Source organism: Streptomyces sp. NPDC039465, assembly GCF_055639315.1.
In genome coordinates this window covers 72,657-85,646 of sequence record NZ_JBVKAP010000008.1, presented here as the reverse complement: position 1 = coordinate 85,646, position 12,990 = coordinate 72,657, and the positions used below count along the sequence as shown (strand labels likewise).

Genomic DNA, 12,990 nt, shown 5'->3' with positions numbered 1-12,990 from the left:
CCGTCAGATGTCTTGTGTCCTGGCCTCTTCCGCCAGCACACCCGTCAGCGCCCGTCCGAACAGCAGCCGCCCCGCCCGCCTGAGGACCGGGTCGAAAAGCCGGGGCAGCCCCCGCAACCGGAGCGCCTCCTCCCACACGACCCGGGCGCCGCTCCCCTCCGCGTACACGGTGATCTCGGCCCGGCCGAGGACCACCCGCCCCCGCTTCACCAGCCGGCACACCCCTGGCCGCCCCGGAGACGGCGGCTCCCAGCGCACGACCTCCATCGGATCGTCGACACCCAGCCGCCCCACACCCGTGCGCACCACGAAGCGGCTCCCGAGGCCCGGCGGGCCGGGCGTCACCGTCCGGGCCCGGGTGAGCGGTACGCCCGCCGCGTGGGCCGACCAGTCGGTGACCCGCTCCCACGCCTCGGCCGCGCTCAGTGCCGTACGCCGTTCGACCACGAAGAGGCTCACCTCGCGATCGTAGGCCGGGACACCCCCGACAGCTCTGACAGGGCCGCGCCGATCAGGCCGACACCGTCGCGAATCTCGCCCGAGGTGCTCGCCGCGTACCCGAGCACCAGACCGGGCCGGTGCGGGCGCTGACAGTGCCACGACAGCGGCTGGACCTTGACACCCGCGGCGAGGGCCGCCGACGCGAGCTCGGTGTCCGACAGCCCCTCATCACCGAAGGTGATGGTCAGATGCAGACCCGCCGCCGCGCCGTACACCACCGCCCCGGGCAGCGCCGCTGCGACCGCGGCCACCATCGCGTCCCTGCGCCGCCGGTGCCGGGCCCGGACCAGCCGCAGATGCCGCTCCAGCTCCCCCGACTCCATCAGCCGCGCCAGAACGAGCTGGGGGAGCACGGCACTGCCCAGATCGGCGTAGCGCTTGGCGTCCAGCAGGGGCTCCCGCAAAGGAGCCGGGGCCAGCACCCAGCCCAGGCGCAGCGCCGGGGCGAGCAGCTTGGACACACTCCCCGCGTACACGACGTGCTCGGGGAGCATCGCGCGCAGCGCGGGCACCGGGGGCCGGTCGTAGCGGTGCTCGGCGTCGTAGTCGTCCTCGACGACGAGCCCGCCCTCCCCGGCCCAGCGCATCAGCTCCCGCCGCCGCGCGCCCCCGAGCACCACCCCGGTGGGGAACTGATGAGCCGGCGTCAGCAGCACGGCCGGGGCGCCCGACGCCCGCAGCTCGCCGACGCGTACGCCTTCCTCGTCGACCCCGACCGGCGGCGTCGCGAGTCCGCGGCTCGCGAGATGCTGCCGCGCCCCCAGCGCCCCGGGGTCCTCCACCGCCATCTCCCGGATCCCCCGGTCGTACAGCACCTGCGCGCACAGGGTCAGGGTCTGCCCGGTTCCGGACACGATCAGTACGTCGGCGGGGTCGGCCCGTACGCCCCGGTTACGGGCCAGCCAGTGGGCGACGGCGGTCCGCAGCGCCGGCGCGCCCCGCGGGTCGCCGTAGCCGAGCTCGGCGGCCGGGAGCCCGGCCAGCACGGCCCGCTCGGCCCGCAGCCAGGCCGTACGGGGAAAGGCGGTGAGGTCCGGCAGCCCCGGGGACAGGTCGATCCGCGCCTTCGTCGCCCGCCACGCGTCGAACACGTCCGGACGCCCGGTGCTGGCGAAGAGCGCCTCCGGCGACGGCGGTTCCGCCGCCGAGGCAGGGGCCGGGGCGGCGTCCAGGGGCGCGGCGACGACGACCGTGCCCGCCCGGCCACGCCCCGCCACGTGGCCGTCCTCGCCGAGGCGCCGGTACGCGTCCGTCACCACACCGCGCGACACCCGCAGTTCGGCGGCGAGGACCCGGCTTGCGGGCAGCCTTCCGCCGACCGGGAGCCGCCCGTCGGAGATCGCCCGGCGCAACTGCCCCGCCAGCCACTCGCTCAGCCCGCCCGGCGGCGCCCCCTCCCGCGTCAGCTGGAGGAAGTCCGCGCCGTGGACCGCGGCGGCGCTTGTGGACCGGTCGGACGGACCCTCTTTGGACCTGTGCACCGGACCATCATCGCGCCAGGCTGAAGACGTCCGGAACCCACCTCCGGACCTCCCCCACCCACCACGGACGCAAGGGCGTGACGTATGACGGTCGACTATGTGCACGGATACTCGGACCAGGAGGCCCAGCGGCTCGGAGACCAGGCGGACACCCTCGCCGCGCTGCTCCACGACGGCACCGCCTACCCGCCCGGCAGCCGGGTCCTCGAAGCGGGCTGCGGCGTCGGCGCCCAGACCGTGCACCTCGCCACCCGCAGCCCCGGCGCCCAGATCGTCGCCGTCGACCTCTCCGAGGACTCCCTCGCCCAGGCACGCGCGCGTGTCCAGGCCCACGCCCCGCACGCGCGCGTGCGGTGGCACCAGGCCGACCTGCTGGAACCGCCCTTCCCCGACAGGTCCTTCGATCACGTCTTCGTCTGCTTCGTCCTGGAACACCTCTCCGACCCGGCGCGCACCCTGCGGCGGCTACGGCGACTGCTGCGCCCCGGCGGCACCCTCACCGTCATCGAGGGCGACCACGGATCGGCGCTCTTCCACCCCGACTCGGCCTATGCGCACGCCGCCATCGACTGCCAGGTGAGCCTCCAGGCCAAGGTCGGCGGCAACGCGCTGATCGGCCGCGAGCTGCACCCGCTGCTGACCGCCGCGGGCTACCTCGACGTCGTCGTCCGCCCCCGTACCGTCTACGCGGACGCCGGCCGGCCCGCCCTCGTCGAAGGCTTCACCCGCGGCACGTTCATCGCCATGGTCGACTCCGTACGCGACGAAGCCCTCGCCGCCGGACTCACCACCCCGGCCGACTGGGACCGCGGCCTGGCCGACCTCCACCGCACGGCGGAGCCGGGCGGCACCTTCTCGTACACCTTCTTCAAGGCGGTCGCCGTGGCGCCGCTCTTTTAGGGCTCGGTTCGCCAGGCGGTCCTGGGCGCCCTCAACGCAGGCGGTCGGGGTGGGCGTGACAAAACAGGCGGTCGTGGCCGGCCCCGCACCGTCAGGTGTCGTCCTCGCCCGCGATCAGGAGCCCCGGGACGTGTTCCGTCATCTCCGCGCGGGTCTCGGGCGACAGGCCCGCGTCCGTGACCAGCGTGTCCACGTCCTCCAGGCGGGCGAACGAGCTCAGGCCCACCGTGCCCCACTTGGTGTGGTCGGCGACCACCACCACCCGGCGGGCCGAGTGGACCAGGCGGCGGTTCGTCTCCGCCTCCGCCAGGTTCGGCGTGGACAGGCCCGCCTCCACCGAGATGCCGTGCACCCCCAGGAACAGCACGTCGAAGTGGAGCGAGGCGATCGCCTGATCGGCCACCGGCCCCACCAGTGAGTCCGACGGTGTGCGCACCCCGCCGGTGAGCACCACCGTCGCCGCCCCCGGCCGCGGACCGCCCGAGGAGCCCGTGCGCTGCGCCGTGTGGAACACGTCCGCCACACGCACCGAGTTCGTCACCACCGTCAGGTCCGGCACATCGAGCAGCTGATGCGCCAGCGCGTACGTGGTCGTCCCGCCGGACAGGGCGATCGCGCTGCCCGGTACGGCCATCGCCGCCGCCGCCCGCGCGATGTCTTCCTTCGCGGTCGGCTCCAGCGACGACTTCGCCTCGAACCCCGGCTCGTGCGTGCTCGGCTCCACCACCGGCACCGCACCGCCGTGCACCTTCGCCACGAACCCCTGCCGGGCCAGTGCGTCCAGATCCCGGCGCACCGTCATGTCCGACACGTTCAGCCTGCGGGTGAGCTCGTTGACCCGCACCCCGCCGCGCCGCCGTACCTCGTCGAGGATCAGGGCGCGCCGCTGCTCCGCGAGGAGATTCTGATTGTCACTCACCGCCGGGCCGGTCCTTCCAGAGGGGATTGAGGTCGGATTCCGTGAGACCACCTGCACGGGCACACGGCCATCCGCGATTCTGTTGCTGCCGCGCATCCTCCCACCACGAGAGCGAGTCACCGAAGTGCCCCCTGCCACACCGGCCCCGCGGAGCGGGGGTGCCGCCCTCGAGCTGCTGGTCCATGGCGTCGGCGGCGCCACCCCTCAGGCCATGCTCGACGATCCCCGGACCGTCAGGGTCACCGGCGACGCCACCGCCGCCATGCACCGCCGCGCCGACGACACGGACGCCGAGGACCACCCCGAGCGGTACGACGAAAGGCCGGTCCCCGAGGCGTACTGCTGGTCCAACCTCACCTCCGGCAACGGCGCCCGCGCCCTGTGGCTGCTCCTGCTGCCCTTCATGGTCGCCAACCTGGCCCACTGGATGCGCCCGCCCACCGAGGACCAGCCCCGGGCCGTCCGGTTCTACGGCGTCCTCGTCCGGCTCGTCGCACTCTCCCTCACCGTGCTCATGACGGCGGCCGCCTGCGAGGTCGCGCTCGACCTGACGGCCTGGCAGTGCGCGGGCACCGCCGCCTGCGCCGAGGAGCGGTCCTGGCTCGGCTTCGTGTCCGCCGCCCGCGAGGGCTGGTGGTCGCAGCCAGGCCGCCGCCTCGCCCTCGCCGCGCTCGTACCGACCGCGCTGGTCACCCTCCTCTGGTACCTGTCCAACCGCACCTGGAGCGCCTATGAGGCCGAACGCCCGCGGACCTTCGACGACGAGGACGCGGACCTGCCGCAGGCGGCCGAGGCCCCCGCCGGTGAAGCACCGACCGCCACGACACCCCCGGCCGCCGTACGGCCCGCGCTCGGCCGTCCCGGCTTCTGGTACGGCCGCCGCCTCGTCGCCCGGCTCCGCGCCGCCCACACCGCCGCCGGTCTGCTCACCGTCGCCGCGGGCGTGGCAGGCGCCGCCGCCCGGCACGACCGGGCCGCCGGCGGCACCTTGCGCGAGATCCTGGCCTGGACCGTCGAGGGGGCCATCGCCGCCGCCGCGCTCTTCGTCGTCGTAGTCGTCTGCCGGCGCGGACGCAGCGAACGGCGCGTCGACCACCGCGTGGACCGCGCCCTGGTCAACTGGCTGCCCGAGGCGTCCCTCGGCCTGCTCGTCCTGGCGATGGTGTACGCCTCCTGGTCCCGGCCCGCCTGGCGGTCCTCCGGCACCCTGCCCGGCGAAGTCACCTTCACCGCCCTAGCCCTCGCCCAAGGAGCCCTCGTCGTCGCGCTCGGCGCCGTCGCGCTCGTCCTGCACCGCCGCACCCGCCACCCCCGCACCGCGATGTACGGACTCGGCGGCCCCTCCGTCGCCATGCTGGCCTGCGCGCTCGGCGGCGTGATGACCGGCGGTGTCGCCCAGCGCGTCGCCGACTGGCTCGACGGCCCCGGCACCCCCGGCATGCAGCGCGGCCCCATCGTCGGACCGCCCGTCCTGCTGAGCTGGCAGGCCTCCGTCATCCCCGTGCTGCTGCTCCTGCTCGCCGTACCGGCCCTGTTCCTGGCCGCCCGTACCGTCCTCGCGGCCCACCGCTCCGTGCCCACGGTCGAGGCCGAGTACGAGATCGACCGCCCCGACCCCGTCCGCAGCCGCCGGATCTCCGCCACGCGCGCGTGGGCCTCCCTCACCGACACCGCGCCCGTCCTCATCGGCATCCTCTCCGGAGCGACCCTGCTCCTCGGCGCCGCCGCCGTCGCCGGATCCATGGCCGGCAAGCAGGTCCCCGGGCGGGTCTTCGACGACGCGCACCCGTTCGTCGCCGGCCTCGCCGACTCGGCGCAGGCGCTCGGCTCCTGGCTCGTCGGCTTCGGCTTCCTGCTCTTCGTCGCCTGCGGCCGCCGCGCCTACAAGGACGCCTCCGCCCGCCGCACCATCGGCATCCTCTGGGACGTGGGCACCTTCTGGCCGCGCGCCGCCCACCCGTTCGCCCCGCCCTGCTATGCCGAGCGGGCCGTGCCCGACCTCACCTGGCGGATGTGCTCCTGGACCGACCGCACCGGCGGACGGCTCGTCATCTCCGGCCACTCCCAGGGCAGCGTGCTCGCCGCGGCCGCCGTCTGGCAGCTGCCCCCGCAGACCCGCAACCGCGTCGCGCTGCTCACCTACGGCTCGCCCCTGGAGCGGCTCTACGGGCGCTGGTTCCCCGCCTACTTCGGCCCAGGGCCCCTCGCCGCCCTCCACCGGGAGGTGCACTGCTGGCGCAATCTGTGGCGGCGGACGGACCCGATAGGGGGCCCCGTCCACCTGCCCGCGCACGGCGACAAGCCCGCAGTGGACCGGGAGGCGCTGGCCGACCCGGTCGTCTACGGCCGCACCGACAACCATCCGCTGCCCGAGCCGATCCTCGGCCACTCCGACTACCAGGCCGACCCGGCGTTCGCCCAGGAGCGGACCGGGCTGCTCGATCTGCTGCCGCCCGCCCTGCCCCGGCAGCGCACCGGCACCCTGCCCTCTCAGGGCAGTTCGGGCAGGTCCTCCGGGTAGAGCAGGGTCAGGTCGTCCGTGCTCGCGTCCGCGAGCGCGGCGACCCGGCCAGCGTGCCGCTCCACCATCGACTCGAACGTCTGCCGGGCGGTACGGCCGTTGCCGAACGCCGGCCCCTTGGGCAGCTCCGTGAAGTACTTCACCAGCGCCTCGGCGGTGCCCTGCGCGAGCCGGTACTCGTGCTCCTCCGCCTGCTGCTCCACGATCCGCACCAGCTCGTCGGGGACGTAGTCGCTGAAGGTGATGGTCCGCGAGAAACGGGACGCCACCCCGGGGTTGACGGTCAGGAACCGCTCCATCTCGGCCGTGTACCCGGCGACGATCACCACCACCGCGTCCCGGTGGTCCTCCATCAGCTTCACCAGCGTGTCGATCGCCTCCCGGCCGAAGTCCCGCCCGGAGTCCTCGGGCGACAGCGCGTACGCCTCGTCGACGAAGAGCACCCCGCCGCGCGCCCGGTCGAACGCCTCCTGGGTGCGGATCGCGGTGGACCCGATGTGCTCGCCGACCAGGTCGACCCGGGACACCTCCACCAGATGCCCGCGCTCCAGCACGCCCAGCGAGGCCAGGATCTCGCCGTACAGCCGCGCCACGGTCGTCTTGCCGGTGCCGGGGGAGCCGGTGAAGACCAGATGGCGGCGGACGGAGGCGGCCTTCAGCCCGGCCTCCTGCCGCTTGCGCCCCACCTCGATCATGTTGGTGAGCGAACGGACCTCGTGCTTGACGCTGTCCAGGCCGACGAGGGCGTCGAGTTCGCCGAGCACGTCGCCGGAGGACCGCGCCGGCTCGGCCGGGGCGGGCGCCGCCGCGGGCTGCTGGACCGGCACAGCGGAGAGCAGGCCCACCGTCTGCGTCGCGGTCTGGGCGAGGGGGGCGGCCGGGGCCGGTGCGGTGGAGCGTACGGCGCTCTCGTCGCTGGTGCAGTCCTGCGCGACCACCCCGTCCTCGGCGAACTCGTAGCCCGCCCGCGCGCACCGCTCCGTACGGCACCCGCGCAGCGTGGTGCGGCAGCCGTCCATCACATGGAAGCCGTAGCCCCCGCTGCCGGTCACCCGGCAGCCGACGAACGAGCCGCGGCCCTCCGCGGAGACGTAGAACCCGGCCTCGGCGGGCGAGGTGACCGTGACCCGCTCGATGGTGGGGTCCGCGCCCTTGGTGACGATGACTCCCGTCTGGACCGCGTCGACAAGGCAGTTGGCGAGCGTGCCGCCGCTGCCGTGGTCCCGGAACCAGGCGCCGGTGGACGCCTCCCGGATCCGGCAGTCGTCCAGCTGGGCGGTCGCCCCGTCGCTCACCGACACCGCCGTGTTACGCACCTGTGAGAGATCGCTGTCGACGACGTCGACCCGTGAGCCCCGGTCGAGCACGAACAGCGCGTCCGGCACGTCGTGCACCCGGCAGGCGTCCAGCACGGCAGTGGCGCCGTCGCTGACCCAGACCGCCGGATAGTCGCCCGTACTGTCATGGATCTCGCACTGGTTGGCGTCCACCCGGGTCCCCGGGTCCCACACCGACAGGCCGTTGCGTCCGAACCGGCGGACCGTCGAGCGGGTCAGGGTCAGGACCGAACGCGACCGCAGGTCGACCGCGTTCTCCGGGATGTCGTGAATGTCGCAGTCCGACAGCGTCAGCACCGCATCCGTGTCCAGGGTGATGCCGTCCGCCGAAGTGCGGTGCACGGTCGAGTCGGTGAGATGGGCCGTGGCGCGTGCGGCGATCTGCACCCCCGAGCCCTTGATCTCGTACACCTCACAGCCGACCGCCTCCAGGGCGGTGCCCTCACCGGTCACCGCCAGCCCCGCGCCCGAGGTGTGGTGGACCCGGCAGCGCTCCAGACGCGGGTGCGCGCCGCCGCGGACCGAGACGCCCGACTGGCCGGCCGCCACGACCTCGCACTCCTCGAACACGCCGCCGGCGCCGTCGACCACGGCGATCCCGACCCCGGCCGGGTTGTCGACCGTGCAGCGCCGTACCGTCGGCCGGGCAGCGCCCCGTACCTCCACACCGGCGGCCGAGCGGGTCACGATCCGCAGGTCCAGCAGTTCGGGGGTGCCGTCCTCGATCAGCAGCGCGGGCGCGGCCGAGTCCTGGCCCTCCACGTGCAGGTCCTGGACGGTGGCCGAGGCGCGCACGGTCAGCGGCACCCCGTCGGCCGGCGCGATCCGCACCGAGCCGACCGAGCCCTCGGGTCCGCGCAGTGTCACGGCCCGTCGAAGGACCAGGTTCTCCCGGTACGTTCCCGGCGCGACGGTGAGGATGTCACCGTCCGCGGCGGCCTCCAGGGCTGCGGCGAGGGAGGCGTACTCGCCCGTGCGGCGGCGCCACCTCGATGTGCCGGTGTGCGTCACCTGGACCGTGCCCTGTGCCATGGTGCTGCTCGTCCCCCACCTCGTGAGCGTGTCGGTGATCCGATCGCACCACCGTAGCGCGCGCGACGGCGCCGAGTTGACCGCTCGGGCGCGCGCCTGCCTCCCGTGCCCGTGACAGCCGGGCGGGGCAGCGGGCACGCTCGAAAGGACCGCTCTCGGCTGTCGGCAGGGGAGGGACCGTTGTCCGGTGCCGCGTTACCCGATGATCTTCACGGCGTCGCCGACCCGGATGGTTCCGGTGCGTTCGGGCACGACGTTCTGCCCGAAGACCAGCTTGCCGCCCTGACGGCGGTGCTGCCCGAGCGTGCGCAGCGGTTCCCTGCCGCGCTCGGTGGTGCGCTGGTCGGTGGTGGTCACCACGCACCGGCCGCAGGGCTTGGCGACCCGGAAGGTGACCTCTCCTACGGCGAGCCGGGTCCAGTTGTCCTCGTCCCAGGGAAGGGTGCCCTCCAGGACCGCGTTCGGCCGGAACCGGTTCATGGGAAGCGGGCCCTCGTGGGCGTGATCGCCCTGCGCGATCAGCGCGTTGAGAGCCTCGAGGGAGGCGGTCGTGGTGAGAAGGAGCGGATAGCCGTCGGCGAAGCTCACCGTTTCGCCTGGCCGTGCGTACTTCGGATCGATGGGCCTGCGGTACGACGGGTCGTCCATGTGCACGAGCCGTACGTCGCAGCCGAGGTGGTCGCTGAACCAGGCGTCCGCGGCCCCGCCCGCGGGTACGGCCTCGACCTTGGTCTCGAAGACCTCCACCGGGACCGTCGTCGAGGGCTCGGGGACCGCGACGCTCAGCTCCTCGAGACCGGGCGCGGTCAGCCGGATCCCCCCGTCCGGCTTCGCCCCCGCCGAGGCCAACGCCATGCGCGGGTGACGCCGTTGGGTCACGACCTTCCCGGATGCGTCGACCAGCGCCCAGCGGCGGTCCCCGGCGAGTCCCCACGGCTCGACCGCGGCCTCGGCGGGGGCGAAGCCCTGGATCGCCTTGACCGGGTGGATGTGGAGGGAACGCAGCACAGGATTGGGCATGCACCCATCCTGCCAGGCGCTCCGTGCGGCGATTGTCCGGTCAGTACCCCCCGCCCTGGTAAGGGCGGTTGTACGGGTCGTCGTACGGCGCGGCGGCCGGTACGGGACGCGGCGCGGCGGGGCGCATCGCCTCGTAGCCGGTGGCGACCGGACGCGTCTGCATCGGCTGCGGGCCGGGGTAGCCGCGCGGGGCGACCGGCTGCTGCGGGATGTACGGCGCGGGCGCCTGCTGCAGCGGCACCGGCATGGGCTGCTGCTGCATCTGCTGCGGGTAGCCGTACCCACCGCCGTAGGAGGGGGCGGACTGGCTGGGACCCGCGGGCAGGGCGGGCAGCGCCGCGGGAAGGGCCGGCAGATAGCTGCCGGGTGTGTCGTATGCGGCCGGTACTCGGATCGGAGCGATCTGAGGCGTGCCCCGCTCCGCGACCAGGGAGTCGTAGATCGGAGTGTCGGGGAACGACGGCGCGGTGTAGTAACCGCCGCCGTAGGTGGCGCGGGGGGAGGTCATGGCACATAAGTTAAGCCCACTATGTGCTCTGTGGGGAGCCCGATAAGAGGGTTGTTTCACGGGTTGTGGGAAGCCTTGGTTCCACAATGCGAGCGAACGTGGGAAAAACGGTCGCCGACAGCCGTAGGGATCGTGTAAAGGGCAGCTCGGAAGGGGTTACCGTCGGGTCACCCGAGGCGACCCCGAAGCACCCTCGAAGTTGCCGGTAATAGCTTGGCCATACACAAATCTTCGTGCACGTGGACCGCGGGGAGAATGATCATGTCCATGCTTAAGGGAGCGAATGTTCCGGTGCCCGCGCCACGTGTGCGCGTGGAATTGGGATGGCGTTCAGGCGCGGGAGTGCCGGACGTCGACGCCTCCGCCCTCCTGCTCGTCTCCGGAAAGGTCCGCTCCGACGCGGACTTCGTCTTCTACAACCAGCCCGCCCACGGCTCCGGCGCCGTCCGGCACGACGGCAAGCGGGCCTCCGGCGGGGCCGTGACCGACACCCTCGCCGTCGACCTCGCGCGCGTGGAGCCCGGGATCGAGCGGATCGTCCTGGCCGCCTCCGCCGCCGGCGGCGCCTTCGGCCAGGTCCCCGGCCTGTACGTACGCGTCCTCGACGCCGCCGCGGGCACCGAACTGGCCCGCTACGACAGCCAGGATGCCACCGTCGAGACCGCGTTCATCCTCGGCGAGCTCTACCGCAGGCAGGGCGGCTGGAAGTTCCGTGCGGTCGGGCAGGGCTACGGCAGCGGGCTCGAAGGCCTCGCCACCGACTTCGGCATCACGGTCGACGACCCCCGCCCCGCGCCCGCCCCGGCCACCCCTGCCCCCGTCCCCCGTCCGGCGGCCCCGGTCCGTCCGCCCGCCCCGCCGCGTACGGCGCCCGCCGCCGCACCCCGGCCCGTGCAGCTGTCGAAGGTCACGCTGACCAAAGAGGCCCCGACCGTCTCCCTCGCCAAACAGGGCGGCACCTCCGGCGCCCTGCGCGTCAACCTCAACTGGGAGATGCGCAAGCAGTTCCAGGGCTGGGCCGCCAAGCTCGGCCGGGCCGTCGCCCAGCACGCCGACCTCGACCTCGACCTGTGCGCCCTCTTCGAACTCGCCGACGGCCGCAAGGGCGTCGTCCAGGCCCTCGGCAACGCCTTCGGCGCCCTGCACCAGCCCCCGTACATCCACCTCGACGGCGACGACCGCACCGGCGCCCTCGCCGGTGGCGAGAACCTCACCGTCAACCTCGACCACAAGGACAAGCTCCGCCGCGTCCTCATCTTCGTCACCATCTACGAGGGCGCCCGCAGCTTCGCCGACCTCCACGCCACCGTCACCCTGCGCCCGCAGAACGGCGCCCCCGTCGAGTTCTTCCTCGACGAGTGCACCGTCCCCTCCACCGTCTGCGCCCTCGCCCTGCTCACCCACGAGAACGGCGACCTGGTCGTCCGCCGCGAGGCCCGCTATCTCGTACCCCCGCGCGGCGTCAGCCCGCAGCGCACCATCGACCAGGCCTACGGGTGGGGCATGAACTGGACCCCGGGCCGGAAGTAGCACCCGCGGGCGGCGCCGGACGGGCTCAGCGGTCCGGCGCCGGCTGCGGACGGGCGTACGTACGCCCCTTCCAGGCGGCGCCCCGGCCCCGGTAGTGCTGCACGGCCGAGTCGACCGTCATCAGCAGATAAAGCAACGCCGTGAACGGCAGCGTCGGCGCCAGCCAGAGCGGCTGCCGGTAGTAGCGCAGCATCGGCACATACGTGCCCGCCATCACCGCCCAGGCCGCCCCGCCCGCCCAGGCCGCCGCCGCGTCACCGCCGAGCACCCCGGCCACCAGCGCCACCGGCGGCGCCAGATACACCAGCGCGAGCCCGGCGACCGTCCCGGCGAGCACCAGAGGGTTGTGCCGCAGCTGGGCGTAGGCGCTGCGCGAGACCATCCGCCACAGATCGGCGAGGCGCGGATACGGCCGGACGCTGTCCACCCGCTCCGCGAGACCCAGCCAGATCCGCCCCCCGCTCCGGCGCACCGCCCTGGCCAGCGACACGTCGTCGATCACCGCGTGCCGGATCACCTCCGGCACCCCGGCCCGCTCGGCGGCGTCCGCCCGCAGCAGCACACAGCCGCCCGCCGCGGCCGTCGTCCGCGCCCCCTCCCGGTTGATCCGGCGGAAGGGGTACAGCTGCGCGAAGAAGTAGACGAAGGCGGGCACCACGAGCCGCTCCCAGCCGCTCGCCACCCGCAGCCGGGCCATCTGCGAGACCAGATCGAGCCGGTTGGTGACGGCCGCCGCGACCAGCTCCCGCAGGCTGTCGGGCTCATGCGCGATGTCGGCGTCCGTCAGGAGCAGAAACTCCGGTTCACGCGCGCGTGCCAGCCCGATGCCGTGCCGCAGGGCCCACAGCTTCCCCGTCCATCCCGGCTCCGGTTCACCCGGATGGGTCACCGTCAGCGGCAGCCCGCCGCAGTCGTCGGCCAGCTCGCGTGCGACCGCCGCCGTGCCGTCCGTACTCCCGTCGTCGACGAGCACGACCTCCGCGTCGCCGGGATAGTCCTGGGCGAGCAGCGACGGCAGGCTCACCGGCAGGACATGTGCCTCGTCCCGGGCCGGTACGACGACCGCGACCCGCGGCCAGTGCGGGGGTCCGGCCCGTCGTGGCAGCCGCTGGTCGGTACGCCAGAAAAACCCCTGACCCAGCAGCAGCCACCCCCAGGCGGCCAGCGACCCCACGGCGATCCAGGCAATGGCGCTCATTCCCGGCAGTCTGCCCCAGATTGTCGGGCGCGCAAGGCCCGTC

General features: G+C 73.8%; 10 protein-coding genes. 3 read left to right on the top strand and 7 right to left on the bottom strand.

Features of this window, described 5'->3' with window-relative positions; all coding sequences use genetic code 11:
* Positions 1–3: 3 nt before the first annotated feature.
* A complete protein-coding gene (locus tag ACZ7LT_RS25500) occupies positions 4–459 on the bottom strand; it encodes an SRPBCC family protein (protein ID WP_471238417.1) in 456 nt (151 codons plus the stop codon).
* Positions 456–1,982: a MocR-like pyridoxine biosynthesis transcription factor PdxR gene (pdxR, locus tag ACZ7LT_RS25495; protein ID WP_471238416.1), complete on the bottom strand. Its 1,527-nt coding sequence runs from the start codon at positions 1,980–1,982 to the stop codon at positions 456–458. Before pdxR ends, ACZ7LT_RS25500 begins: the two co-directional genes overlap by 4 nt.
* 84 nt (positions 1,983–2,066) lie before the next feature.
* Here pdxR and ACZ7LT_RS25490 point away from each other — a divergent pair, with 84 nt between their 5' ends.
* Positions 2,067–2,882 (top strand): methyltransferase domain-containing protein, encoded by an 816-nt coding sequence (locus ACZ7LT_RS25490; RefSeq protein WP_471238415.1) that lies wholly within the window; start codon positions 2,067–2,069, stop codon positions 2,880–2,882.
* 91 nt (positions 2,883–2,973) lie between these two features.
* On the opposite strand, the gene ACZ7LT_RS25485 is transcribed toward ACZ7LT_RS25490, so the two are convergent.
* Positions 2,974–3,801: a DeoR/GlpR family DNA-binding transcription regulator gene (locus tag ACZ7LT_RS25485; RefSeq protein ID WP_471238414.1), complete on the bottom strand. Its 828-nt coding sequence runs from the start codon at positions 3,799–3,801 to the stop codon at positions 2,974–2,976.
* Positions 3,802–3,925: 124 nt separating this feature from the next.
* Here ACZ7LT_RS25485 and ACZ7LT_RS25480 point away from each other — a divergent pair, with 124 nt between their 5' ends.
* Positions 3,926–6,322 (top strand): hypothetical protein, encoded by a 2,397-nt coding sequence (locus tag ACZ7LT_RS25480; RefSeq protein WP_471238413.1) that lies wholly within the window; start codon positions 3,926–3,928, stop codon positions 6,320–6,322.
* Here ACZ7LT_RS25480 and ACZ7LT_RS25475 read toward each other — a convergent pair.
* From ACZ7LT_RS25475 to ACZ7LT_RS25465, 3 genes are all read right to left on the bottom strand, one after another.
* Positions 6,292–8,691 (bottom strand): right-handed parallel beta-helix repeat-containing protein, encoded by a 2,400-nt coding sequence (locus tag ACZ7LT_RS25475; RefSeq protein WP_471238412.1) that lies wholly within the window; start codon positions 8,689–8,691, stop codon positions 6,292–6,294. The two genes, ACZ7LT_RS25480 and ACZ7LT_RS25475, sit on opposite strands and share 31 nt — an antisense overlap.
* Positions 8,692–8,886: 195 nt before the next feature.
* The gene (locus tag ACZ7LT_RS25470; protein ID WP_471238411.1) at positions 8,887–9,711 is read right to left on the bottom strand and encodes an MOSC domain-containing protein; all 825 of its coding nucleotides are present in this window, start codon (positions 9,709–9,711) and stop codon (positions 8,887–8,889) included.
* A 40-nt stretch (positions 9,712–9,751) separates the two neighbouring features.
* A complete protein-coding gene (locus ACZ7LT_RS25465) occupies positions 9,752–10,219 on the bottom strand; it encodes a DUF6643 family protein (protein WP_471238410.1) in 468 nt (155 codons plus the stop codon).
* A gap of 261 nt (positions 10,220–10,480) precedes the next feature.
* On the opposite strand from ACZ7LT_RS25465, the gene ACZ7LT_RS25460 reads away from it, so the two are divergent.
* Positions 10,481–11,749 (top strand): TerD family protein, encoded by a 1,269-nt coding sequence (locus tag ACZ7LT_RS25460; protein ID WP_471238409.1) that lies wholly within the window; start codon positions 10,481–10,483, stop codon positions 11,747–11,749.
* Positions 11,750–11,774: 25 nt separating this feature from the next.
* Here ACZ7LT_RS25460 and ACZ7LT_RS25455 read toward each other — a convergent pair whose 3' ends face one another.
* Positions 11,775–12,947, bottom strand: coding sequence for a glycosyltransferase (locus ACZ7LT_RS25455; protein WP_471238408.1), 1,173 nt, complete (start codon positions 12,945–12,947; stop codon positions 11,775–11,777).
* Between the last annotated feature and the right edge of the window lie 43 nt (positions 12,948–12,990).

Excerpts from the sequence above, each read along its gene's own strand:
- ACZ7LT_RS25455 (WP_471238408.1), bottom strand. The coding sequence starts at position 12,947 with ATGAGCGCCATTGCCTGGATCGCCGTGGGGTCGCTGGCCGCCTGGGGG.
- ACZ7LT_RS25470 (WP_471238411.1), bottom strand. The coding sequence starts at position 9,711 with ATGCCCAATCCTGTGCTGCGTTCCCTCCACATCCACCCGGTCAAGGCG.
- ACZ7LT_RS25460 (WP_471238409.1), top strand. The coding sequence starts at position 10,481 with ATGTCCATGCTTAAGGGAGCGAATGTTCCGGTGCCCGCGCCACGTGTG.
- ACZ7LT_RS25465 (WP_471238410.1), bottom strand. The coding sequence starts at position 10,219 with ATGACCTCCCCCCGCGCCACCTACGGCGGCGGTTACTACACCGCGCCG.
- ACZ7LT_RS25490 (WP_471238415.1), top strand. The coding sequence starts at position 2,067 with ATGACGGTCGACTATGTGCACGGATACTCGGACCAGGAGGCCCAGCGG.
- ACZ7LT_RS25475 (WP_471238412.1), bottom strand. The coding sequence starts at position 8,691 with ATGGCACAGGGCACGGTCCAGGTGACGCACACCGGCACATCGAGGTGG.